We start from the raw sequence: 24,263 nt of genomic DNA, 5'->3' as shown, positions 1-24,263 counted from the left end.
TCGTCTGCAAAAAAAGCGCAGCATACACAAGTATGTGAGCATTTTTTTGCGGGCGAGATCGTGCAAGATCCGCCAAATAGGCCCATTCAAGTGAGGGGCATGAAAAATTGATCCAGGTCTGCTTCCGTCAAAGTCATGGTCTTGGACGCATCTGAGGACAAGATACCATCTACCAACAATCGTTTTCTTTCCTGCATCCCCAAAATCGCTTCTTCTACAGTTCCTGAGGTTATTAATTTATAAACAAAAACCGGATTTTCCTGTCCTATCCTATGAGTTCTATCCGTTGCCTGATCTTCAACTGCAGGGTTCCACCAAGGATCGTAATGAATCACGGTATCAGCCCTTGTCAAATTGAGCCCAGTTCCACCAGCTTTTAAACTGATTAAAAATATGGGAATCGTACCTTTTTGAAATTGCTCAACCAAAGCCTGTCTGTTTTGAGTTTGCCCTGTTAATTTCAAATAATCGTATTTTCTTTCGTTTAATGACTCTTCTATTAGTTTTAACATTGAGGTGAACTGAGAAAAAACCAATACTCGTCTCCCTTCTTCAACCAGATTATCCAGTAGCTCCATCAAAGTCTCTAATTTACTGGAAGTACCATGAGCAATAGCCGCTTCTGGCAGGGTTAATAATCTGGGATCGCAACAGACTTGACGCAATTTCAATAATGCATCCAATAACAGAATATGGCTTTTCCCTAATCCCTGTTTGGCAATTGCGTCTCTGACTTTTTTCTCCATACTCATACGAATTGCTTCATAAAGATCTCGTTGAGGGCCTACGATTTCTATAGTACGCGTCATCTCGGTTTTAGGCGGCAATTCACTGGCTACTTGATTTTTCGTTCGCCTTAACATGAATGGCTTAACCCTTCTGGCTAATAATTCCCTTCGCGCTAAATCAGCGTATTTTTCTATAGGAGATCTAAACCAAAGTCTGAATTGTTTCGCATCACCCAGCAAACCTGGCATTAAAAAGTGAAATAAAGACCAAAGCTCGCCTAAATGATTTTCTAAAGGTGTTCCTGTAAGACACAAACGATGCTTTGCTTTTAATTGTTGAATAATCTGAGTTGTTTTAGTGCGCGCATTTTTAATAAATTGTGCTTCATCAAGAATTAAATAATAGAAATTATAATTAATAAATTTCTCTTTATCCCGATGAATTAAACCATAAGTAGATATCACTAAATCGTAATCATCAAAATTATCCAGGTGCCTGTCACTGCCGTGATAGGCGACAACAGATAAATCCGGAGTAAATCGTTTCGCTTCCGCCAGCCAGTTTCCTACCAGACTGGTAGGGGCAACAATCAAGGTAGCCTGGGTCAATCGTCCTTGTTCCTTTTCATGAAGCAAATGAGCAAGAGTCTGTACCGTCTTACCTAAACCCATATCATCCGCCAAAACCCCATTAAATTTACTTACCCGTAAAAACTGCAACCAATTCAGTCCATACTGCTGATAATCTCTTAAACTGGCATGCAGTCCTGAGGGTGTTGGAATTTCTGGTAAATCGTTCAAGGTAATTAACTGACTCAATTCCTTTCGTAATGACTCAGCGCCCTGCCAACGTGATTTCGTCGCAGCTAGTGCCAGTTCAGCTTCCTGCATCAATATGAATTGATATTTATTTATTTGTAATTGATGATTTTCATCTATTTGACGCAATCCAAATTGGAACAACAGGCGAATCAACGGTTTAATTCGTCCCATTTGTAACTGCAAAACCCGTCCATCTTCCAGAGGAAGATTAACGCGTTGTTCATCAGGCAAACCATCCAGATCATTTCCACTATATCGTTGAATTAACTCTGCAACCAAAGGTACGATACTGACGGGTCTGCCTTCTACTAAAATACCCAGTTGGTAAGAAAAGAAATCGGTAGTGCTTTCCTGAATATCTGAAAACCACTCCACATCCTCGGCGCTCACTACTTCCTGATATAATGAACTTTTAAATTCCACCTGCCAGCCCTGGCTTTTTAAATAAGGCAAGGATCTGGCATATAAAGGTTCAAGATCTGCTGGCACAGTCGCATTTTTAAACACGAAGCACTCATGCTCACTTAAATTCCAATTATATTCTTCCCATTTATGAGTGGGTCTTAATTCAATTGATTGTTGTAACTCTTCCAATTTTAATTGTTCAAAATCTTTGTCCCGTTTATATTCGACCAATACATCTTCGTGCTGACGCATCACATTGAGACAGGGTTCAGCATAAGGGATAATCAAGCCATTGTAGTCAAAGGAAACCTTTGCGATAAATACCGCATTGATGTCTTCATCTCGATCGTAAAACCAGGAAGACTCACTATCAAACTCATTAATTGTATCCAGAGTTAAAATAGGTATTGGTTTAATTTCTTTAACTTCACGGTTTTTAAATATGTGTGGTGTGGGAAACTCTGGACAAGTTTTATCCATTTTTTGAGCTAACAATTCAGCTTGATCTATAGGTATCGGAGGTGCTTCCAATAAATGACGTAATTGCCTTACAGGATAGGGTGTAAGCAGTCGACCCATCACAGGCTCAGAACTGTCAAAATACCAGCTTTCGTCTAACAGTAAAGGCTCAAGACTGATTCCATCGTGCATTAATTTTAAACTTTGATTTCCATTTGAGGCCAGAACCCACTCACAAGTTCCAGTCAAGGTTTCTCCTAATTGGATAGGGATGTCTTCATTTTCAATAAAAAATGCACGTCCTGTAGCAATAATTTTTTCCAATAATTCCGTATTACGAATCGTTAAATTATCAAACCAACCGGATACACCACATTTGAATAATAATTGCGCGACTATGTCATCATCATTATCTATAAAGTGTTGTTTTTTGGATTCTGGCAAACTATTAAAAACACTTTTTTTACCATATCCACCGCGTTTTAAAATTTTAGCTAAAGCCAGTTTAATGGAAACTTTATGTTCATAACCCGAAAGTTTTACGGTAATTAAATAATTTAAATGATGAGTAGCTTCATACTTTTTAACTTCAGTCGCTTCCTGAGCGCGTAGGTTCTTCAGCCAGACATCCAGTTTTTTATCCAATTTAGTGGAAGATTGCGACTGAAGATTCAGTTTTTCCCTATCTCGCAAGGCGAAGAGGCACGCGGCTGCATGTTTACAATTACTATGATAGGAGCAGGAACAACGGGAAGGTTTACCCGGCCATGTTTTCAAATCCATGTGAATATCGTAAATCTGACTGCTGCTGCCTTTAACTCGTCCTTTCAATAATCCATCACTCAAGCGAATATTGAGTACTTGGCCATGTTGAAAGTACTCTAATCCCCGGAGCAGTATCTTCGATTCAAAAGCCTCGGGCATTTTTGATATTGCTTCATTTAGCATAAAATAGAATTATCCAGGCAAAAGGGTCTATTGTAGTCAATTTTGGTTCTGAATGACAATTGTCTCTGTAAAAGGATGTCTGTGTACTGTTCTTCATTATCTTCATCAAGTAGTACAAAAATTTCTTGGTGTACTGTGACCGGACCTTAGCCATTTTTTGCAATCAAAAGCAAAAGGTCATCTTTGCGTGCATTTGCAAGGAGAACTGGCGCAAATGGATAAAGTCCTATTTGATACCCTATTATTAATACATTAAAATTTATACACAGAAACAAATTATGATAAAATATGGTTTATTAATAACTGAGTAAGCCAATTTTAGATCATTTCTTTTATTAAAAGGTTAACGATGCCCTATGATCCAAATTAACACGCACAAATCATTATAAAAGCAATTCTTTAAGATTTTCATGTACAAGCCGATAACTCGATTTGAATAAATAGAATTCCTGTTAACAAAGTGATTGGGTGTTTTCATAAGCCCTGACAAGAATGAATAAAAGAATAATGGCTATGACGAATAGGCACTTAACAGGGTGTGTTAAGAATACTGATTTCGACATCACGGGATGTTGGAACTGGTTTGATCCCGTGTTAACACACCCGAATGGCACTATAAAAATTAAAGGTCCTTGAACCATGATATTTCATTATCGGACAGCACATTCGCCAAGGCTTTATGTAAAAACAGGTAAAATATGAAAAAATATAATGCACATAACAGCTTATTACCTTTCTTGATGGCACATCAACTTGAGGTCGATAATCATATCAATAGATATAATCTGTGCTTCTCTTATCAATTACACGATGAACATTCAATCACAGTATTAATTGAAAAACTGCAGGAACTTGTTAAAGCCAAGTCTTATTTAAGACAAACATTCAAACTGGATCACCATAAAGTTATTGGACGTATTCATGCGAATCTTCCTCCCGAAATACATTATGTAACTACATCCATGGCGGATCTTGATACAGTTGAGAACACACTGATCAGAGAACGGCATGATATCAGCAATAACTCATCCATCCGATTAAACATCATCACTATCACAGATAATTCGAGTTATGTTGCATTGTTTAATATTCATCACATCTTATTGGATGCCAACACTCTGGATCACTTTGTTAACGATCTTAATCAATTAATTGCAGGCAAATCCATCAAAAAAGACACTCCTGAAGAATATATTAACAGATTGGAAAAGGAAGTACCGTTACACACGGAAAGTGACTATTCAGAACTAAAAAACTACATTCAATCAATAAATAGCATTGCTAAAAATATGGATAACACTGAATACAACCCAAGTCAGAACGTCTTATATTTTAAAGAACAAATGCCCGGCGGAGTGATGCAAAAATTGGTGAGTGCAAGTAAGCGCTACCATGTAAGTATGTTCAATTTGCTCCTGCTCGCCTGGAGCGTGTTTTTTGCAAAGCTGAATAATCAAAAAAACATTCTGGTGAATTACCCCACTAATATTCGAAAAGATAAAACCATTCCTGGCTGTTTTATCAATACGCTCATCTTGCCGTTAAGCTTCGCTGAAGAAGAGACCTATTTGTCATTAACTTATATGTTACGCGACAAAATGCCCTTTTTTAAACACCTCGCGTCACTCCAGTTAAATAATCAACTCAAACTCGGTGCTGTCTCTAATTTTTCCAACTCCAATCTCGCCAAACCTGCGGATTTGATCCTGCAGGAAGGACAGATACCAAGCAAAGGCTACGCACAAATAGCGAACTCAATAGTGTGTATCAAGTATAGAGAATATCAGGACTCGCTGTATTTTAGTGCAGATATACTCTCAGATATACTTCCAGAATATGTTGCCGCATCACTACTGCCTCGTTATTTTAATTACCTGAATAAATTATTAGATGACCCGAAACAATTATTATCACAAATTGACCTTACATTCCCTGAAGAAAAAAGACAGGTTTTATATGAATTTAATCAAACTGCTCAACAATTCCCGCAGGATAAAACCCTTGTAGACCTTTTTGAAATGCAAGTACAAAAAACACCTGAAGACATCGCGCTGGTATTTGAAGACATTAAATTAACTTACGATCAGCTCAATCAAAAGGCCAATCAACTGGCTCATTACTTGATAAACTGCCACCAGATTAAACCGGATGACCTGATTGCATTATTACTGGATAGAAATGAATTTACTGTGATCTCAATTCTTGCCATATTGAAAGCCGGAGGAGCTTACGTACCTATTGATCTCAGTTATCCGCAAGAACGAATTGAGTATATTCTTGAAGACACGCAAGCAAACATAATTATCCTGAATGAACATCATAGAGATAAAATTAAACCTCAATTGGCTTATCCAGGCTTCGAGTCAAAATCCCGTTTTGACCATTTGGAGATCATTGCCATTGATAACTATAAAACGCAACAAGAACTCGAGAAATTCGACAGTACCAACATCATTACTGCAGATACCAGCACTAACCTTGCGTATGTAATTTATACGAGTGGAACTACTGGAAAACCCAAAGGAGTCATGATCGAGCATAAGAATGTCATTAACACCCTGCGAGCGCTCTCGGATGTTTACACACGTGATAATGAAGCTATTCCATTAAAAATTACTGCTTTTACCAGTTACGCTTTTGATGTCTCTGTTTCCGAATTTTTTGTCCCACTTATTCAGGGCGATGAATTACATCTTTTAAGTAATACCTTACGGCAGGATATTTTATTAACCAGCAAATACATCATTGAAAATCAAATCAATTATATTTACCTGCCACCTGTGCTGCTTGCAAATTTACCGAGAATAAAATACTCATCACTGAAAGCAATCATCTATGCCGGAGAGCCTTGCGATAAAGAAACCGCAATGTACTGGTCAAATAAAACAAAATTATATAATTACTATGGGCCTACTGAGGCATCCATCTATGCTACCGGATTGCAGATTAAAGCCAGCGAAGTTCACTTGATTGGAAAACCAATAGTTAATACGACAACTTATGTATTAAATACCGAACAACTACCTCAACCTATAGGAGTTATTGGGGAGCTTTATATTGGTGGTCAGGGAGTAGCCAAAGGCTATTTGAATCAGAGAGAACTCACTGAAGAACGTTTTATTTCTAACCCTTTCCAATCAGAAAAAGAACAAATTCAGGATATTAACAGTCGTCTATATAAGACAGGAGACCTGGTTCGATGGTGTCCTGATGGAAATTTAGAATACATCGGGCGTAATGATTTTCAGGTAAAAATCAGAGGATATCGCATAGAGCTTGGCGAAATTGAAGCAGCGATTTGCAGTTATCCTAATATTCAACAGGCTGTAGTGCTGGTTAAACATCTGATGGATTCTGAAGACAACCAGACACATAACAAATATTTAGTTGGATACTATGTCGCAAACAAAAAAATCGATGAACGTAAAATTCAGGAATATCTGGCATTACATTTACCCGATTACATGCAACCCAGCGCCTTGGTACACTTAACCCATTTACCACTGACACCTAATGGAAAACTGGATAGAAAGGCATTACCTGAACCTGAGTTAACAGCAATGAATCAATACTCACCTCCAACAAATGATAAAGAATCACTGGTTTGTGAGGCCTTTGCTAAAGTACTCACTTTACGTCAAGTGGGTATTGAAGATGATTTCTTTAAAATTGGCGGGAACTCCATCATCGCCATCAGCCTCGTAGCCAATTTACAATCCAATTTTAATATTAATGTGACGGATGTGTTTCATTTAAAAACCCCTAAAAAAATTGCACGAGACATACCGTTTATTAAGGATAATCTGAAAAAAAATCTGGAAGCTATTAAGGAAGCTTATCATTCCCAGGCGCAGAGTTCGTATTCCTACAATGAAGCCAGATTTCAAAATAAACTGGACTCTTATTACTCATCCATACGGCAACTGAATGTTGATTTTGAAAAAGCCCCGATAAGCAATGTATTGCTCACTGGAGCAACTGGCTTTTTAGGATGTAATCTACTTCATACACTTTTAACATCTACTAATTACAGTATCTTTTTATTGATAAGAGCAGACACGGATGAACACGCATTTGAGCGAATCAATAAACAATATAAATTTTATTTTGACCACCATTTAAATCACTTCCTGAACAAGCGCCTTTTTGTTTACGCCGGTGATCTGGAACAAAAGGATTTAGGGATTTCCAAAGAAACCTATCAAATGCTTATCACACAAATTGACAGTATCATTCATTCTGCAGCCCTTACCAAACACTATGGGGAATACGATACTTTTTATCGGGCGAATGTTCAGGCTACAAGTCATTTGCTGGAATTATCCAAATTAACCAAATTGAAACATTTTCATTATATTTCCACCTCATCTGTTTTAAATGAAGGCTATATTCCGAACTGTGATCATCATATTTTTACAGAAGATGATGACGGGGATAATATGGAGGATCGTTCAAATATTTATGTAAAAACCAAATATGAAGGCGAAAAAATTGTAATGAAATACCGAAAGCATGGGATTCTTGGATCGATTTACCGTGTTGGCAATTTAGCGTTTAATGCCAGTACTCATCGAGGACAGGAAAATATCGAAGAAAATGGTTTTTTTACACGGATCAACTGTTTAATTAACTTAAAAATGGTAGCGCCTGAAATCAGCATGGAAGAAATCTCTCCAGTGGATTTAACTGCACAGGCAATTGTTAAACTTTTTGATATCAGCGCATTAAGTAACACTATCTTTCATGTTTTTAATCCCCAACCGTATAATTTAGGAGATATTCTCACTCAGGACGACAGTCTTGATGTTAAGATGGTTACAATTAACCAGTTTATAACTACTATAATGAAACAATTGGAAAATAAAGAATACAACCAATCGCTTGAACTCTTTTTGCTTCACAGGCGGTGGTTAAATGAGCAACATCGATATACTACACAGATAAAAATACTTCAGGATAGGACACAATCGATACTAAAACAGCTCGGTTTTGCATGGGACATGATAACCAATGAAGACGTGCGCAAATACATAAAAAGGGAGGTGGAGCATGTCAAAAGCAAGCATTCTTAAACTACTTGAAATCGTTGCTCCCATTCTGCCTGCGCCTATTTATTGGGAAGATGTGAACAGTGTACTGTTGGGTGGTAACGAAGCCGTATTCAATGCGACCGGGGCACGCTTTGCAGAAGCCTATGTGGGTAAAACCCTTTTTGAACTGTACCCCAAAGAAATGGCTGCCTATATCAAGCGGCATAATGAAGAAGTCATGAGAACCGGAATGGTTTTATCCCAGGAAGAAGTCATTAAAGATATATCCACTGGAGAAACTAAATATTTTACTGCCATCAAAGCGCCCTTACGCGATGATGATGGAACTATTATAGGTATAGTCGGAACCTCAATTGACATCACTGAGCAAAAAAAATTAATGGTTGCACTAAAACAGGCCAAAGAGAAAGCAGAGGCAGCGAACCAGGCCAAGGATGAATTCATCCGTAATATGAGTCATGACATTCGTACTCCATTAAGTGGCATTATCGGTATGTCTACCATTTTAGAGCAATCGGTAAGTTCGCAGGAAGAAAAAGACCACGCCCATCTGATCAATATCAGCGGTGAACAATTACTGGCGATGCTCAACAGTGTATTGGATATTATTGCTACAGGTAGTGAGAAAGAAAATCAGGTTAATCTATCTGTTTTTAACGTAGTCGATTTAATCCAGAATATTGCAGATTTGGAATTACCAACCATTAAACTGAAAAATCTGGATTTAAAAATGACTATTGAACACGATGTCCCTGTGTTCATAGAAACGGATAAAACCAAACTGCATCGAATTTTGCTGAATTTACTAGGAAATGCAGTAAAATTCACGGAAAAAGGATTTATTGAAATCGGAGTCAAACTAAAAGAATCTTCTGCTGAAAAAACAATTTTGTCGTTTTATATAAAAGACAGTGGTTCAGGAATCAAACATGAAGATAAAGAAAAAATATTCAAACGCTTTTATCGTGGCACACCTTCTTATGAAGGAATTTATGCCGGTCATGGCGTAGGATTACACATAGTCAAACAATACACCCATATTCTACACAGCCATATCACAGTGGACTCAACTCCAGGAGTTGGTTCAACGTTTACTCTCAACATACCCGTGATGTTACCTGCCCAGGCGCCCTCAACAAGGGACAAAACGACAGTTGACGTGAATCAATCGGTATCAGCCACTTTGGGTGCTGATACACAGGAACACCTACAAAAAGATAAAACATGTAATTCAAATGAATACATTCCGTTAATATTATTGGTAGAGGATAATGCCATCGCACTAAAAATGGCTGAAAATGCACTAAAACAAGCCCATTGTAATTTTCTGTCAGCTACTACTGGCAAAAAAGCGCTGGCACTGTTTAAGGCTCATTCATTTGATCTGGTATTAACCGATATTGGACTACCTGATTTTTCCGGGACAACTTTAGCAAAATTATGCCGCAGATATGAAAAAAAAATCGGACAAAATCCTGTACCTATCATTGGATTAACAGCTCATTCTATAGCTGATGCCGAACCAGAAGGATTAAAAGCGGGTATTAACAAAATGCTGACCAAACCCATCAGACAGGATATGCTCACTGCTTTGCTAACTGATTATGTATTAAATAATAAAGACACATCCTTCGGAACAGTAAATAACTCATCGTTCAATCAACTACTCAATTTTGAGCAACATCCGCTATTGGATATAAACAGCGCTCTTGAGCATATAGAAACAAAAGAAACCCTTCCTGAATTATTAAAAATGCTGCTGACTCAAACCGAACAGGATCTTCAGGAAATGGATCAAGCCTGGAAAAAACACAACTTTACTCATGTACAAAAGATCGCACATAAAATGAAAAGCAGCGCTCTTTATTTCGGAACCATCCGTATGCGATACGCTTGTGAAGCATTGGAAAATTATTTCAAAGATAAAAAACCCGGAATTCCCCAAAAACTGTATGAAGAATTTTATTTAATCAATAAACAAACAATGGAAACAATAGAGAATTGGCTGCAATAAACATTCTGTTTTTACTCAAGTAGATTAGGACACCTCATCGCCGCTTATATGCCAGGCCTCTTATCCTCCTCCTTGTCAACCTTCCCTGGCTTGCCCCTTAGCGCTCCTCATTTTTTATACGTTATAAAATATACCAATTAGGTTTAATTAATATGCTTTTTAAAAAGTGAGGATATCTCAGCGCTTGGCCGCGGGACGTCATTGAAGGGAGTCAGACTGGTTTTAAGATAAATCAAAACTTCGATTTCAAACTATAATAATGGACAGAGAATAAATCTGTCTTTCTAACACAGACTTAACCAATATCAATTTGTTTACAAACCAAACCAATTGAATTAAAATTAACCTATATTATGTGTTAAGGAAGCAAATATCCTATGTCAGACCCTAGAGAGCGCCAGATTGCCCTTGCTGCAGAGAAAGAACAAAGCACGCACGATAGGATTGTATCGAATGCAGCGGCCTCGCTTGCCATTCGTCTTGCGCCAAAATATCTTTTTCCTAACCGTAACGCAAGCTCTTCGTCGTCCTCCTCATCCGCAACATCACGTATGTCCCTCAGCGCCGAAGGCAATGCTGCAGCGCAAGCGCGTATGAAACACATCAGGGAGCGATATGTAAAGCGTGAAACCACATCGCTCCTCACCGACACGACTAAATCCTGGCTGGCTACAACCTTGCTCCCTCGCCCTCTGAATCCGGAACTGGATCGGGTCACTTTAGTGCGTACCAAGAGTGATTCTGAAATTTCGGAGGAATGGTACCTGCCGCTGCCAGAAGTCTATGCTATTGTACTTTCCGCTTTGATAGATACCGATGTAGACGTCTGGCCAGTTCCGCCTGGTAGTTCGCCCAAAAACGAACGTGGTCTGCGCCTTCAGGAATTCGATCGCATCAACAACGCTCTTGCCACTGCTTATCCCCCCATCTGTCCCACCGGGATTCGCCATTCCTGGCTTATGGCACTCAATGGCTACGAAGGCAAACGTCTGCCTCTTAATGCAGATGACCTGTTATTTCGAGGGCTGTTTGATTTTATGGCTCATAAAGTGCTCGGCGAACAGATGAAGATAGCTCTGCCGGAAGGACGAGACCCAACGGGAGAGGAGCGTCAAGTGTTCAACAAGCAGTTCCAGCCGCTGTTTTTGCCATGGATATTCGAGGGCATGCCGAAGCAGGTCGAAGAGGCGATAGTAGCCGCTGGTGGGGCTGAAAGCGCACAGGCTTTAGTGCTTTCGCGTTTTCATGACATTGAGACCCTGCCCGACAAAGGCATGATGAACACGATTCAAAATTATTGCACCATGGAAGGGCTTAAAAACATACCGTGCAATTTCACCCCGCTTCTTGCCGCGCTGAACCATCCAGCATTATTGAATGCCGCGTTAGGGAGGGACACTACTTCAGCCACGGGATTTGAGCAATTAGCCCGTGAACTACTCAGCTGGCTCCGGGGGCCAAATTTCCTGCCCGAAACGTTGGCTGAGACGGATGCAAACGACGATTTTAAAAGAGTGTATCTGCTCATCCGCCTTCTGGACGCCCTTCATCAGTACCAGACGCATAAAAGCCTGCTGGATATAGGTGACATGCCAGCAGAAGACCATCTTGCCTGGGAGGACTCCAAAGCTTTTATGTCCAGATGCCTCGAAAACCCAGCTCTTAGCCTTCAAGAGCTTCTCTCTGACGTCGGGGCGATTGAGCGCAACCTGCGGGCATTTGAACGCGGTTTTGGCATGTGGCGAAACTCTACCTTTCACGATTTTATCAGCAATTACTTTGCCAACTGGTTTGCCGCAGCCGGAGATAACGAGATAACGGTGCGAGCGAATCTGTTCACCAAACTTTTTGAGCTGTTTCTTCAGGATTGCCCGCAGCAGCAAGATGCCAAGCATGCAATCCACGTCAGTGACAGAATGCTTACCGAATGGACCGGCCAGATGAATGCTGACGGTGTGCTCGAAATTACTCCTTATCAGATAAACCGCATCCTGCTCCATGCACTGTGCTATTCTAAAGACACCTGGTCAGATGCATTTCAAATGAATCTTCGCATCCTCCTGCAATTCCTGCGCAATCGATTCAATGAGGCGCAGGGCATAGGCGCACAAACTCTTGCGCACGACTCCTATCCGGATGAACTCCTTGACTATATCGCGAATAGTGCTAACGGCGTGGCACCAGACACAATATCTCCGATGGTCTCGCCCGGGAATATTACCCCCGCCACCAGCCTTGATATAGTAAAACTTCTTGCCGTTTCTATGGATACACCGGAAGCTGTTATTCAGACTGTCGTGAAGCATCCGAATTTCAATCCTGATGCTGTCGATGATGACGGATTGACGCCTTTTTACCTTGCCGCAGAGCAAGGCAACATCCCCCTTGCCTCCGCCCTGCTTTCAAGGGATGTGGACTACCTCGTTCAGTTTAATGGTTACCTTCCGCTCAGCACAGCGCTGCATAATGGCCATCTGTCTTTTGTGTTATGGTTCCTTGGCGCCCTGCCTGATGACAAAAGGGCGGGAGCCGTGATGGAAGAGGATGGATTTGCAAATACTGTATTGATTGAGGCTGCAATAAACCCGGAATCCCTTAGACTCCTTCTTACCTCTTTATCAGAAACCGCAAAGGCAGCGGCCGTGATGATCAAACTTAAGGATCAGAGTACCATCCTACACCTTGCGGCAAGCAACCCGGTGTCTCTGAAGCTCCTTTTGGACTGTACTGCCTGTCTGCCGGAAGACACAAGAACAGAACTATTGATGGCAAAGAACACTAATGGTTTCACCGTACTTCACTATGCTGCAAACAACCCGAAATCCCTGAAGCTCCTACTGGACTGCCTGGGGGAATCCGAAAGAACTAATGCCGTCATGGTGACGAATAGGATTGGTAGCACTGTGTTGCACGAGGCGTCAAACAATCCGAAGTCTCTGAAACTCCTTCTGCGCTACCTACCGAAAGCTACAAAAGCAGCGGCTGTTATGGCCAAGGACATTAATGGTTATACCTCACTGCACCGCGCGGCAAAAAACCCCGAGTCTTTGAGACTTCTTCTGACTAACATACCGCAAGACGAAAGAGCAGCAGCCGTGAATGAGAATGACCGAAAAGGCGAAACGGTTATTGACTTGGTTCTAGGAAATCCAGAATCACTAAACCAGCTTCTTATCTGCCTGCCAGAGAAAGCCAGAGTAGCAGTCGTTATGGCGAAAAACTGGAAAGGCGAAACCTTGCTGCACCGGGTAGCAGCTAATCCTGACTCCCTGAGACTCGTTCTGGCCAGTCTGCCTGAAGATATTATGGCGGCGGCCATAATGGAAAAAAACAGAGATGGGGAGACCGTACTAGATTGTGCGTTTCATAATCCAAAATCGATGCATCTCCTTTGGCCTTACCTGACAAAGGTAACAACGGCAACACTCTTGATGGACAAAAAAAGATCTGGCAATACCATACTGCACATATCGGCAATCGATCCGAAGTTTCTGGAACTCATTTTGACCTATCTGCCAGAGCAAACCAAGGCAGCAAAAATTATGGAGAAGAACCAAAATGGCGAAACCGTGCTGCTCAGAGCTGCAAACAATCCGGAATCACTGAAACTCCTTCTGGCATGCTTCCCGGAAAACGAAAGAGCAGCAGCCCTGATGACGAAGGACAAATATGATTTTACAGCATTGCACTATGCTGCGAATAATCCAGAATCCCTGAAGCTTATTCTGGCCTGCCTTTCAGAGGATACAAAATCAACAGCTGTTATGGCTAAGAACAGATATGGCAAAACCGTACTGGACTATGCGGCAAGAAACGAGGAATCCCTGAGTATCCTTCAAGCGTATGCTACGGCAGCAAAAAGCACCGCCGCATCCTCTTCGCCTTCGTTTTTTAGTCACGATCACTCATCTCAACCCTCAAGTTCCGAAAAGATGGATCTCGATAGCGAGACATCTCAAAGACCAAGGCGCTAATTGTCAGTCCAACGTAGCCTGGGAGTAGGCCCAAAGGGCCGTATCCCAGGTTTACATTGCCCCTTCATTCAATCGCGCCGCACTCCTTAAACATAATGAAACCCTGGGATACGGCCCTTTGGGCCTGCTCCCAGGCTACCCCTATGCGGCTAAGAATCCTTCTGACGTATACTACGGTGGGAAAGAGGATAGGTCTCAATATATCTTTAGGTTTATATACGATACAATAGCAATTAAACAACTCAATTAACCTAATGACATGCAAGCGAATATCAAGCTTTTGATGGCACAGATCAATCCAACAGTTGGCGCGATTAAGTCCAATGAAACCAAAATAATTGAAATCATTGAAAACAAACAATCAGAGCATGATTTAATCATTTTTCCTGAACTGTCACTAACGGGCTATCCCCCTGAAGATCTGTTGTTTCGCAGTGATTTTTATCAGGCAATTAATGAAAGTCTGCAACGAATTCAGTCAGCGACTCAAGACTGCTATGTACTGATTGGTCATCCTGTTGTAGTTAACGACTGCTGTTATAACAGCATGAGCATGTTCCATATGGGTCAAAAAATCAGAGAATATCATAAACAAAAATTACCTAATTACCATGTATTTGATGAAGCACGATATTTTACTCCTGGAATAAAGGATCCATGCACCTTAACTATAAAAAATCACATATTGGGAATTTGCATCTGCGAAGACTTATGGCAACCAGGTCCAGTAGAGGATTTAATTGAAGCAGGAGTGAGCGCTATCATAAGCTTGAATGCCTCTCCATTCGATTATCATAAATATCCTGCCCGAGTAGAATTGCTTCGCTCTTTTGCCAAAAAAGGGATCGCGATGATTTATGTGAACCAGATTGGTGGTCAGGATGAATTATTGTTTGATGGTCAATCATTTGCTATGGACAAAACAGGTGCCCTGTGTGCTCGAGCACCTGCTTTTGAAGAAGATTTATGTACTGTAGAACTCTCACAAGAGACAGTTAAGGGAAATCTAACGCCCCTTCTTTCAAAAGAAGCATTAATTTATAAAGCATTAGTCTGCGGTACAAGAGACTATGTCAAAAAAAACAAATTTCCGGGCGTTCTGCTTGGTCTTTCAGGAGGCATAGACTCTGCTCTAACTTTAAGCATAGCAGTGGATGCCCTGGGATCCGAACAGGTACATGCGGTCATGATGCCATCGCGATATACTGCGTCAATGAGTAAAGAAGATGCTTTGCAGCAACTGAATACCCTCAAGGTTACTCATACAACAATTTCAATTGAACCTGTATTTCACTCCATTCTGTCTGTACTTGATCCGGTTTTTCAAGGATTAGCAACTGACACTACTGAAGAAAACATACAAGCCAGAATTCGCGGCATGTTGCTTATGGCCATGTCCAATAAAAGTGGAAAAATGGTACTGACTACCAGCAATAAAAGTGAATCAGCAGTAGGCTATGCCACATTATATGGAGATATGGCCGGTGGTTTCTCTGTACTAAAAGATGTACTTAAAACGCAGGTGTATGATCTGGCACATTACAGGAACACCATTTCGCCAGTCATCCCGGAACGGGTCATTACTCGAGCCCCATCAGCTGAACTAAAGGAAAATCAAACAGACCAGGACAGCCTGCCTGAATATCCCATCCTGGATGCAATTATAGTTGCTTATATGGAGCAACGAATGAGTGCCAAAGCGATTATCAATCAGGGCTTTAAACCTGAGGAAGTCAATAAAGTCATTAAATTAATAAAGCGCAATGAATACAAACGCCGCCAGGCTGCTCCGGGAATCAAAATCAGCCCAGTGGCATTCGGAAAAGACTGGCGTTATCCAATAACTAATGGTTTTTATTAACTACCTGGCGTGGACATTTGAGCAGGCGAATCTTCATCTAATTTAATATCCTGCTCTCCTCCAAATTTGGAGACTACAGTACTGAACAGTTTCATGTTGAGTTTGCCTGGTAGAGGTAATTTCGAAGTATTTTCTTCTTCTTGAGCACGTTGCGATTGAACAGCAGGAACTTTCCTTTCCTTTTTCAAACATGCTTCAAGATCAGCGAATAAACTTAAATCAAGTTTTTTAACAGTAGTAGGTTCATCTAGATCTTTAGGTGGAGGTGGTGGTGGCCTTTTTTCCAAACAGTTCTTCAACTGAGTTTTAAATTCATCCATGCCAATTGATTTTGATGTATCTACATACATTAAATACGATCTCAATTTGTAAATATGCTCTTCTGTTAATGATTGTTGCGAATCAAGCCAGGTTAACATTTGAGGGTATTTATCTAAAGAAATAGACTTATCCGTACCTAATGAATTGATCCAACACAAAGAATAATTCTCAGGTTCGCCACGTAAAACAAAAGTAGTCAAGTTCCCTTTGTTTACCAGTTCTTCATTACTCATCTCTTTATTAGTTCTAGGGTCTTTAGGATTTACCAAGATCTGAACTCTATCAAGAAACATGTCCCTTGCTTTAACACATTCCTTCTTCAATCGCTTCATAGTCATAGGATGCACACTATCCAGATCCCCGGATTGTTGATTAAGAAGTATCTTGATTAATTCTTCGCCCGGTTCAATGCTGTATGCTTTTCCCAAAACATCAACCCAATGCAATTTCCAAAGATCTTTTTGTCTGGATAAAGAAAATTGAATTTTATCAGTTGAAGATTGAGCAGAACTTGAAGCGATTTCCATATTTTTAGCAATAAGTACATTATCAACTGTTTGTTGAATGCTTTTTTGCGCTTGTTTCAGTTCTCGTTCCTTTGCTTCAATCAATTTACGATTTGCTATGTATTGAGCAATAAAGGAATCGATTCGTTCTAAAATTAATTCACTAACGCGCTCAATGACCGCATCCCGATTTTTATCTGTCAAAGGTTCATATCCGGGAACACTACCGATTAAGCCATCAAACAAATAATAATTATAAGAACCGACGTTCCATTTACCTTTACTGACTAATAATTTAATTTCTTGCAATCGAGTACAGGTATCATGAAATTCTTCCATACTTTTGATCGCCAGGTCCACTTCGGAACCTCTGACTCTGGAATATTGATAAATGAATCCAAAGAACCAGGATTGAATTGGTTGGTTGTATTTTTTTTTTGCTGTTTCACATATTTCAATTAAGTCAGCGCGGGCTTGTTCTGATTCTTCCGCAACTCGAGTTAATAATTTTTCAACGAATAAATCCAAATTATCCAGAATGACTAATCTCTTCTTACCATCCTTGAGAGGCATATAAGCTCCTTTTTATGTCCATCTATCATATTACCTCAATAATATTTTTATACAAGCAACAAAATTCTTAAGCTCAATTCGTTAGTAAAATTTAAGTCTGTTGACAATTCTCTATAACCCCTACGTGACGCGGCTTGTCCACGCCATCCAGAAGATCTCTGGATACCGCGGACAAGCCGCGGTACTTAGGCGTTTATGGGTAATTGATAAAATGAGTTGTCAACAGACCCTAGGTTAATTTTTAAAGCACCATCCATATGAGAAAAAAAATTCAGCACTGCTCGAGGTAAAGCACTACAGAAGGCTTGCAAATTTAAAGTAAATCGCTAACATGGTTTAGTTAAAAAATAATAACAAAGGGATGTCATGAGAATTTCACTACTTTCAGCGGCTTTATTAGCCACTGGCGTTGCTTCAGCAGCAACACCAGTTGACGGTTGGTATAGCAGCGTATTTGGTGGTTATACCTATATACCTGCAAATATCGAAAATTATACGACCATTTTTATATATAGAGACCGTACAGGATATAAAAGTGGTTATAATGCCGGCGGACGCATCGGATTTCAGAGTAATCCGTTACGCTATGAAGCCGAATATACTTATCTTCGCGGCAATCTGAAGCATTTCAGCATCAATAACATTAATCAGCTGGGTGTTTCAGGCTATTCATCAGCCAACTTGTTAATGGCCAACATCTATTATGATTTTCCTGAAATGTTACCAGCGATATCTCCATATTTAGGTTTGGGTATTGGTTATGCGTATCTTCAAGCCAATCTTTCCAGTTTAGGTCCTTTTGCACCAACCTTTTTCTCTGTTAGTGATAGTGTTTTTGCTTATCAGGGAACTGCAGGGATTACTTATAATTTTGCGGAAAATTATGCCGTGAACCTGGCGTACCGCTATGTAGCAACTGATAAACCGAGTAGTTTCGGAAAAATCTTCCAGGCGCATATGGCCAATGTTGGGGCAATTTATCGTTTTGATCAGGTTAATTATAAGTAAGGATTTTTAATGAAGCAGCTAATTCAACTGGGTTTGTTATCGAACCTGCTAATCAGCAGTTCAGCCTTTGCAGTAAACCCGGAACAAGGGTTTTATATGGGCTTGCTGGGCGAAATGAGTTCTGGTCCTGCGAATCATGAAATTGCATTTGTAGAGCCGCCTGATCCAACGATTTGGGTGGGTAGAGTAGATAATAGCAGAATTGGAGGCGGAGGTGGCGCTATGCTCGGTTACCGCTACCATCAATTCAGGGTTGAGGGTGAATTTCTTTATAACTGGAATGGTTCGGGTTCTGTAGATATTGGCGATTGTACTCTGCTCAGTCCAATTGTTCAGACACCCACAGGTATTTGTCCACAGGATCATTTTCAGGCGAATAATCTCGCGTTTAATGGCAGTGTAGCAACCATGTACGGTTTAGCTAACCTATTTTGGGATTTTATAAACTATGACAGCGACAATCAGAGTGTATTCCCCTATGTAGGATTAGGTGTTGGTTATGCGCGTGTTACGAGCAGAGGCAATTTCATTCGAAACTATTACGAACTGGATAGTACCTCTCACGGTTCAAGCAGAACCTTCACTAGCGGAGCCGCGCAAGGTATTCTTGGTTTAGGTCTCTTTATGGACGATTTCACCTGGGCCGGGATGGACTATCGCTATCTCACGACCAATACATTGAAAAACTACGGAAACGAGCGATATGTAATTAATTCACTCAACTTTACTGTCAGTTTATCTTTCGATAAAAGCAGTACTTAGGCTCGTTCATGTTGTTTACCCTGAGGCTCTTGCCACAGGGTAACAAATAAAACCATGACCATAGGCCCCAGAAATAATCCCAGCAAGCCTAAAGTTTCCACACCTCCCAGGATACCAAATAAGACCGCTAGAAACGGGAGTTCTATAGCCCCGCCAATCAGCACCGGTTTAATAAAATGATCTGCAACAAACATAACCAATGTTCCCCAGACCAAAACAATTATGGCGCTTATCAAACTGCCAACAGAGAGTAAAACTAATGCCACTGTGATAAACACTATAGGCACAACAAAAGGAATCATTGCCGCCAACGCGGTGATAAATCCGGTTAATGTAGGTGCTGGGAACTCTACAAAAGCATAGCAAACCCCCATCAAAATACCCACACCAATACCTACTACTATGGTTCCATTTACTGTGGCACGCAATGCCCTTGGCAATCGATCGGAATAACGAAACCATCGATTTCCCAGACAATATTCTCCCACATGGTGAACTTGTAATAGTAATTTATCGCCATCACGATAAAAAAAGAACAACGTTAATAAAGTAAAGCCAACCTGAAAACTTCTATGCGCCAGGTTAAATCCAATTTGTTTAATATAATAACTTGCTGGAGTCAGTGTGACATGAAGATTGGATAAGAAATCTTTTATATTGCCGGGTTTACCAATATTGTTATCCCAATATTGTACCAATTCATTACCTACAAAAGGAAAATTTTTAAAAAACTCAGGCGCTTCCCCACCATCCTTATTGATTTGCTGCAAAAAATTGATGAATAACTGCGACTCTTTAATGAGTATCCCCACTAACCAACTTAAAGGAATAAGAAACAGCAACCCCATAAGCGTAGTAAATAATAATGCAGACACATTATCTCTCTTGCCAAAAAAATCACACCATTTTTTATACAAGGGATACGTTGCTATAGCAATAATTGCCGCCCAGATCATTGAAGGAATAAATTTATGAACAATAAAAATAGAGAGAACAACGATGCCAACGGTCAATCCCATACTGATTAATTCTTTATGATTTTCATTCATCACGAAAAACTCCAGGCTAAGGCTTGCATGATCAACCAGGCTGGAACAGCAGCTCCAACATCATCCAGCATGATGCCCAGACCTCCATGTACTTTTTGATCAATATAACGGATTGGCTGGGGTTTCCAAATGTCAAAAAGACGGAATAAAAGAAAACCGGCAATCATCCAACATAATCCTGTAGGGGCTAAAAACATGGTTAATAAATAGCCTACGACTTCATCCCAAACGATGCCTTTGTAATCATGAACTCCTAAGTCTTGCGATACTTTATCACTGACCCAGACTCCTAAAATAAAAGCCAGGACAGTCAACGTCAGATAAACACTCCAATGAGTACCAATCATTAAAAGATATAAAGGAACAGCAGCGAGAGTACCCCAGGTTCCCGGAGCCACTGGCATCAACCCAGTACCAAACCCGAACGCTATAAAATAAGCAGGATCCTGCCATACACGATTAACCAAATTTACCTGATTCATACTTTATTTATCCAATTTAAAAATGAGAATAACCAACTGGTTTTAATTCTTCCAACTGATCATTTGAGGTTTTAATCCTTAAACCAGGGAGCTCTTCTATAACTCCAATCGGATAACACTCTAAATTTAATACATTCAACTCGTGTTTTAATTGCTCCAGGTGCGAAGCATTAACTGTAAAACATAATTCATAATCATCGCCCCCCATTAAGGCCAAGTCAACAGCCTGTTCCCTCAAATATTTACTTACCAGTGGATGAACAGGTATATCTCTTTCATTTAAACAGGCGCCAACTCCACTGGCAATACACAGATGATTCAAATCAGCACTTAATCCATCTGAAATATCTATAGCAGATGTTGCATATTGGCGAAGCAGAGTGATCAAATCAACCCGAGGATTAGGATGCAATAATTGATGCATTAACTCGGCTTTTTCATTGGCTGGTATATTCTGATCATCAAGTGATTTAACGGCCAGGGCAGCCGCACCCAGAAGACCAGAAACCAAAATAACATCCCCTGACTTTGCACCGGAACGTCTGATTGATTTTTTATGCGGTGCAAGACCCATTATAGTCAATGTAATCGATAAAGGACCATGGGTCGTATCACCCCCAATTAAATCAATATTAAAACGATCCAGTGAGTCCCTTAATCCTTTTGAAAAGCCCTCAAGCCAGGGTTGTTGTAGTTCAGGAAGTGTTAATGCCAAAGTCACATAACCTGGTTCGGCTGCCATCGCAGCCATATCACTTACATTGACCATCACCGCTTTACAGGCAATGTCATAAGGATCCCATTCGGGCAGAAAATGAACGCCTGACACCAAAGTATCTGTACTGACTAATAAATCGAATCCCTGAGGCAGATGCAAACAGGCTGCGTCATCACCTATGCCGTACATCACCTCTTTATGCCGGACAGGGAAGGACTTAAAATAATAATCAATTAGAGAAAATTCATTCATTGCCAAGATTGATTTCTACGGCACGTACCTGCTTTGCCAAATTATTCAATACACCGTTGACATAACGATGTCCATCCTGCGATCCAAATTCTTTAGTCAGCGAAATGGATTCATCAAGGACTACCTTATAAGGAATTTCGGGACAATGAAAAAGCTCAAATGAACCAATACGTAAGACGGTTAATTCTATAGGATTCAATCCACTCACATCTCTGTCAAGAAATGGAGAGAAACTTGCTTCCAAAGCCTCTACATGGGCCGGAACTCCATGAAGTAACCGTGCGAAATATTCCACATCTACTTTATCCATATTATTAATAACCCGGAACTGCGCTTCAATTTCATGAAGATCAGAACCTGACATTAACCATTGATACAATGCCTGTAATGCTAATTTGCGTGCTTTCCTTTTACCACTTATAGATTGTTTTTCCACTCGTACCTCTTAATTTAGAATAGATTAGGGCTAAAGCCCGTAACTTCTCAATAAATACCGAATTAGTGTCATCCTGAACGCAGAGAACGGTCTCCTGATTGCAGTATTGCTCCTGCATAACGAGATCGTTCTCTGCATTCAGGATGACTGTACTGCAATAATCGAGAAGTAATAAAAGTTACTCTTTGTCGTTTTTCATCTGATCTATAGTCTGTCTAAAATCACTCACATCTTTGAACCGTTTATAAACTGATGCGAATCGCACATACGCGACATGATCCAGTCTGAATAGCTCATTCATAACCAGTTCACCAATAAGTTGTGAATCCACTTCACGTTCACCTCTACGGCGAATCTCCTGAGTAATAGAAATGATTGCTTCTTCCAGACTATCCACACTTACCGGTCGCTTTTCCAAAGCGCGAAGCATGCCTGAACGTAAGTTATCGATATTAAAAGGCTCTCGTCTTCCATCACGCTTGATTATTAAGGGCATAATCAATTCAGCAGTCTCAAAAGTTGTAAAACGTTCATGACAGAGCAGACATTGTCGCCTCCTGCGCACCTGTGCGCCATCAGCAACTAAGCGAGAGTCAACAACTTTGGTTTCTTCAGCATGACAAAAAGGACAGTACATGATTAACCATAAACCGGAAATTCACGGCACAAAAGCAAAACTTGTGTTTTTACTCGTGCGTTGATCGTCTCATCATTCACATTATCCAGGATATCGGCCACCCAATTGGATAGAAGAGTAATTTCCTTTTCTTTAAATCCTCGTGTAGTTGCTGCAGGAGTTCCCAATCGTAACCCACTGGTTACAAAGGGCGAACGGGGATCATTAGGTACCGAATTCTTGTTAACCGTGATATTGGCTTTACCTAAAGCAGCATCCGCTTCCTTACCTGTAATATTCTTATTAATCAAATCAACCAGCAATAAATGATTATCGGTACCTCCGGAAACAATAGTATATCCTCGACTTTTTAACACGTCGCACATCGTTCTGGCATTGTTCAGAACCTGTTGTTGATAGGCTTTAAACTCTGGTAGTAATGCTTCAGCAAAAGCGACTGCCTTCGCTGCAATAACATGCATTAATGGCCCACCCTGCATACCCGGAAACACTGCAGAATTTAATTTTTTTTCAATTTCTTCATTTTCTTTACACAGTATTAAACCACCTCGAGGACCTCTTAAGGTTTTGTGAGTAGTAGTTGTAACCACATCAGCATAAGGTAAAGGAGATGGGTAAAGACCAACCGCAACCAAACCGGCGACGTGTGCCATATCGGCCATTAAATATGCACCTACTTTATCAGCAATTGCTCTGAATCGTGCCCAATCCAGAGTTCTCGAGTAAGCGGAAAAACCGGCGATGATTAGTTTGGGTTTATGTTGCACGGCCAGACTTTCTAAAACATCATAATCAATTAAACCCGTGTTCACATCAACACCATATTCTACGGCCTGGTATAATTTACCGGAGAAATTCACTTTCGAACCATGAGTAAGATGACCACCATGAGGCAGTGCCATTCCCATAAAAACATCCCCAGGTGATAACAAAGCCATCATTACTGAAGCATTAGCCTGAGAGCCTGAGTGCGGCTGAACATTAACATAATGAGCGCCAAATAATTTTTTTGCTCTTGCTATAGCCAGATCTTCAGCGATATCAACATACTCGCATCCGCCATAATAACGTTTCCCTGGATAACCTTCTGCGTATTTGTTTGTAAGTACAGAACCTTGAGCCTGCAATACCCTGGGACTCACATAATTTTCAGAGGCGATGAGTTCAATATGTTCTTCCTGACGACGCTTTTCATTCGCAATAGCCTGAAAAAGCGCATCATCAAAATGTTCTATAGTATAACTTTCATCAAACATG

The 24,263-nt window shown here is 40.4% G+C and carries 14 protein-coding genes; 6 read left to right on the top strand and 8 right to left on the bottom strand.

Going from position 1 to position 24,263, the window contains the following annotated elements:
* Positions 1 to 86 precede the first annotated feature (86 nt).
* Positions 87 to 3,362 (bottom strand): DEAD/DEAH box helicase, encoded by a 3,276-nt coding sequence (locus Lqua_RS09940; RefSeq protein ID WP_058474128.1) that lies wholly within the window; start codon positions 3,360 to 3,362, stop codon positions 87 to 89.
* Positions 3,363 to 4,060: 698 nt separating this feature from the next.
* Here Lqua_RS09940 and Lqua_RS09935 point away from each other — a divergent pair.
* The 4 genes from Lqua_RS09935 (at position 4,061) to Lqua_RS09920 (ending at position 16,262) form a co-directional block, all read left to right on the top strand.
* Entirely contained in the window at positions 4,061 to 8,434 is a 4,374-nt protein-coding gene (locus Lqua_RS09935; protein WP_058474127.1) for a non-ribosomal peptide synthetase, read from the top strand.
* Positions 8,412 to 10,427, top strand: coding sequence for an ATP-binding protein (locus Lqua_RS09930; protein WP_058474126.1), 2,016 nt, complete (start codon positions 8,412 to 8,414; stop codon positions 10,425 to 10,427). Before Lqua_RS09935 ends, Lqua_RS09930 begins: the two co-directional genes overlap by 23 nt.
* Before the next feature lie 377 nt (positions 10,428 to 10,804).
* Positions 10,805 to 14,401: an ankyrin repeat domain-containing protein gene (locus tag Lqua_RS09925; protein WP_058474125.1), complete on the top strand. Its 3,597-nt coding sequence runs from the start codon at positions 10,805 to 10,807 to the stop codon at positions 14,399 to 14,401.
* 259 nt (positions 14,402 to 14,660) lie between these two features.
* Positions 14,661 to 16,262, top strand: coding sequence for an NAD+ synthase (locus Lqua_RS09920; RefSeq protein WP_058474124.1), 1,602 nt, complete (start codon positions 14,661 to 14,663; stop codon positions 16,260 to 16,262).
* Here the strand turns inward: Lqua_RS09920 and Lqua_RS09915 are convergent.
* Positions 16,259 to 17,662 carry a hypothetical protein gene (locus Lqua_RS09915; RefSeq protein ID WP_058474123.1) on the bottom strand — a complete coding sequence of 468 codons (1,404 nt, stop codon included), beginning with the start codon at positions 17,660 to 17,662 and terminating at the stop codon, positions 16,259 to 16,261. The genes Lqua_RS09920 and Lqua_RS09915 overlap by 4 nt on opposite strands.
* Before the next feature lie 366 nt (positions 17,663 to 18,028).
* Between Lqua_RS09915 and Lqua_RS09910 the strand changes: the two genes are divergently transcribed.
* Both Lqua_RS09910 and Lqua_RS09905 read left to right on the top strand, forming a co-directional pair.
* Entirely contained in the window at positions 18,029 to 18,670 is a 642-nt protein-coding gene (locus Lqua_RS09910) for an outer membrane protein (RefSeq protein ID WP_058474122.1), read from the top strand.
* Positions 18,671 to 18,679: 9 nt separating this feature from the next.
* Positions 18,680 to 19,432, top strand: a complete 753-nt coding sequence (locus tag Lqua_RS09905; RefSeq protein ID WP_058474121.1) for an outer membrane beta-barrel protein — start codon at positions 18,680 to 18,682, stop codon at positions 19,430 to 19,432.
* On the opposite strand, the gene Lqua_RS09900 is transcribed toward Lqua_RS09905, so the two are convergent.
* The 6 genes from Lqua_RS09900 to glyA form a co-directional block, all read right to left on the bottom strand.
* On the bottom strand, positions 19,429 to 20,481 hold the full coding sequence (locus tag Lqua_RS09900; protein ID WP_058474120.1) for an AI-2E family transporter: 1,053 nt from the start codon (positions 20,479 to 20,481) through the stop codon (positions 19,429 to 19,431). The two genes, Lqua_RS09905 and Lqua_RS09900, sit on opposite strands and share 4 nt — an antisense overlap.
* Positions 20,481 to 20,963: a phosphatidylglycerophosphatase A family protein gene (locus Lqua_RS09895; protein WP_058474119.1), complete on the bottom strand. Its 483-nt coding sequence runs from the start codon at positions 20,961 to 20,963 to the stop codon at positions 20,481 to 20,483. Before Lqua_RS09895 ends, Lqua_RS09900 begins: the two co-directional genes overlap by 1 nt.
* Positions 20,964 to 20,979: 16 nt before the next feature.
* Positions 20,980 to 21,933 (bottom strand): thiamine-phosphate kinase, encoded by a 954-nt coding sequence (gene thiL / locus Lqua_RS09890; RefSeq protein WP_058474118.1) that lies wholly within the window; start codon positions 21,931 to 21,933, stop codon positions 20,980 to 20,982.
* A complete protein-coding gene (gene nusB / locus Lqua_RS09885) occupies positions 21,926 to 22,369 on the bottom strand; it encodes a transcription antitermination factor NusB (protein WP_058474117.1) in 444 nt (147 codons plus the stop codon). The genes thiL and nusB overlap by 8 nt, the downstream gene beginning before the upstream one ends.
* 178 nt (positions 22,370 to 22,547) lie before the next feature.
* Positions 22,548 to 23,006: a transcriptional regulator NrdR gene (gene nrdR / locus Lqua_RS09880; protein WP_058474116.1), complete on the bottom strand. Its 459-nt coding sequence runs from the start codon at positions 23,004 to 23,006 to the stop codon at positions 22,548 to 22,550.
* Between the two features lie 2 nt (positions 23,007 to 23,008).
* Positions 23,009 to 24,262, bottom strand: coding sequence for a serine hydroxymethyltransferase (glyA, locus tag Lqua_RS09875; protein WP_058474115.1), 1,254 nt, complete (start codon positions 24,260 to 24,262; stop codon positions 23,009 to 23,011).
* Position 24,263 lies beyond the last annotated feature (1 nt).

It is taken from the genome of Legionella quateirensis (assembly GCF_001467955.1).
Taxonomy (GTDB): Bacteria; Pseudomonadota; Gammaproteobacteria; order Legionellales; family Legionellaceae; genus Legionella; species Legionella quateirensis.
This window is presented reverse-complemented; position numbering and strand designations above follow the sequence as displayed.

Excerpts from the sequence above, each read along its gene's own strand:
- Lqua_RS09915 (WP_058474123.1), bottom strand. The coding sequence starts at position 17,662 with ATGCCTCTCAAGGATGGTAAGAAGAGATTAGTCATTCTGGATAATTTG.
- Lqua_RS09925 (WP_058474125.1), top strand. The coding sequence starts at position 10,805 with ATGTCAGACCCTAGAGAGCGCCAGATTGCCCTTGCTGCAGAGAAAGAA.
- Lqua_RS09920 (WP_058474124.1), top strand. The coding sequence starts at position 14,661 with ATGCAAGCGAATATCAAGCTTTTGATGGCACAGATCAATCCAACAGTT.
- nrdR (WP_058474116.1), bottom strand. The coding sequence starts at position 23,006 with ATGTACTGTCCTTTTTGTCATGCTGAAGAAACCAAAGTTGTTGACTCT.
- Lqua_RS09940 (WP_058474128.1), bottom strand. The coding sequence starts at position 3,362 with ATGCTAAATGAAGCAATATCAAAAATGCCCGAGGCTTTTGAATCGAAG.
- Lqua_RS09930 (WP_058474126.1), top strand. The coding sequence starts at position 8,412 with ATGTCAAAAGCAAGCATTCTTAAACTACTTGAAATCGTTGCTCCCATT.
- Lqua_RS09905 (WP_058474121.1), top strand. The coding sequence starts at position 18,680 with ATGAAGCAGCTAATTCAACTGGGTTTGTTATCGAACCTGCTAATCAGC.
- Lqua_RS09910 (WP_058474122.1), top strand. The coding sequence starts at position 18,029 with ATGAGAATTTCACTACTTTCAGCGGCTTTATTAGCCACTGGCGTTGCT.
- thiL (WP_058474118.1), bottom strand. The coding sequence starts at position 21,933 with ATGAATGAATTTTCTCTAATTGATTATTATTTTAAGTCCTTCCCTGTC.
- Lqua_RS09935 (WP_058474127.1), top strand. The coding sequence starts at position 4,061 with ATGAAAAAATATAATGCACATAACAGCTTATTACCTTTCTTGATGGCA.
- glyA (WP_058474115.1), bottom strand. The coding sequence starts at position 24,262 with ATGTTTGATGAAAGTTATACTATAGAACATTTTGATGATGCGCTTTTT.
- Lqua_RS09895 (WP_058474119.1), bottom strand. The coding sequence starts at position 20,963 with ATGAATCAGGTAAATTTGGTTAATCGTGTATGGCAGGATCCTGCTTAT.
- Lqua_RS09900 (WP_058474120.1), bottom strand. The coding sequence starts at position 20,481 with ATGAATGAAAATCATAAAGAATTAATCAGTATGGGATTGACCGTTGGC.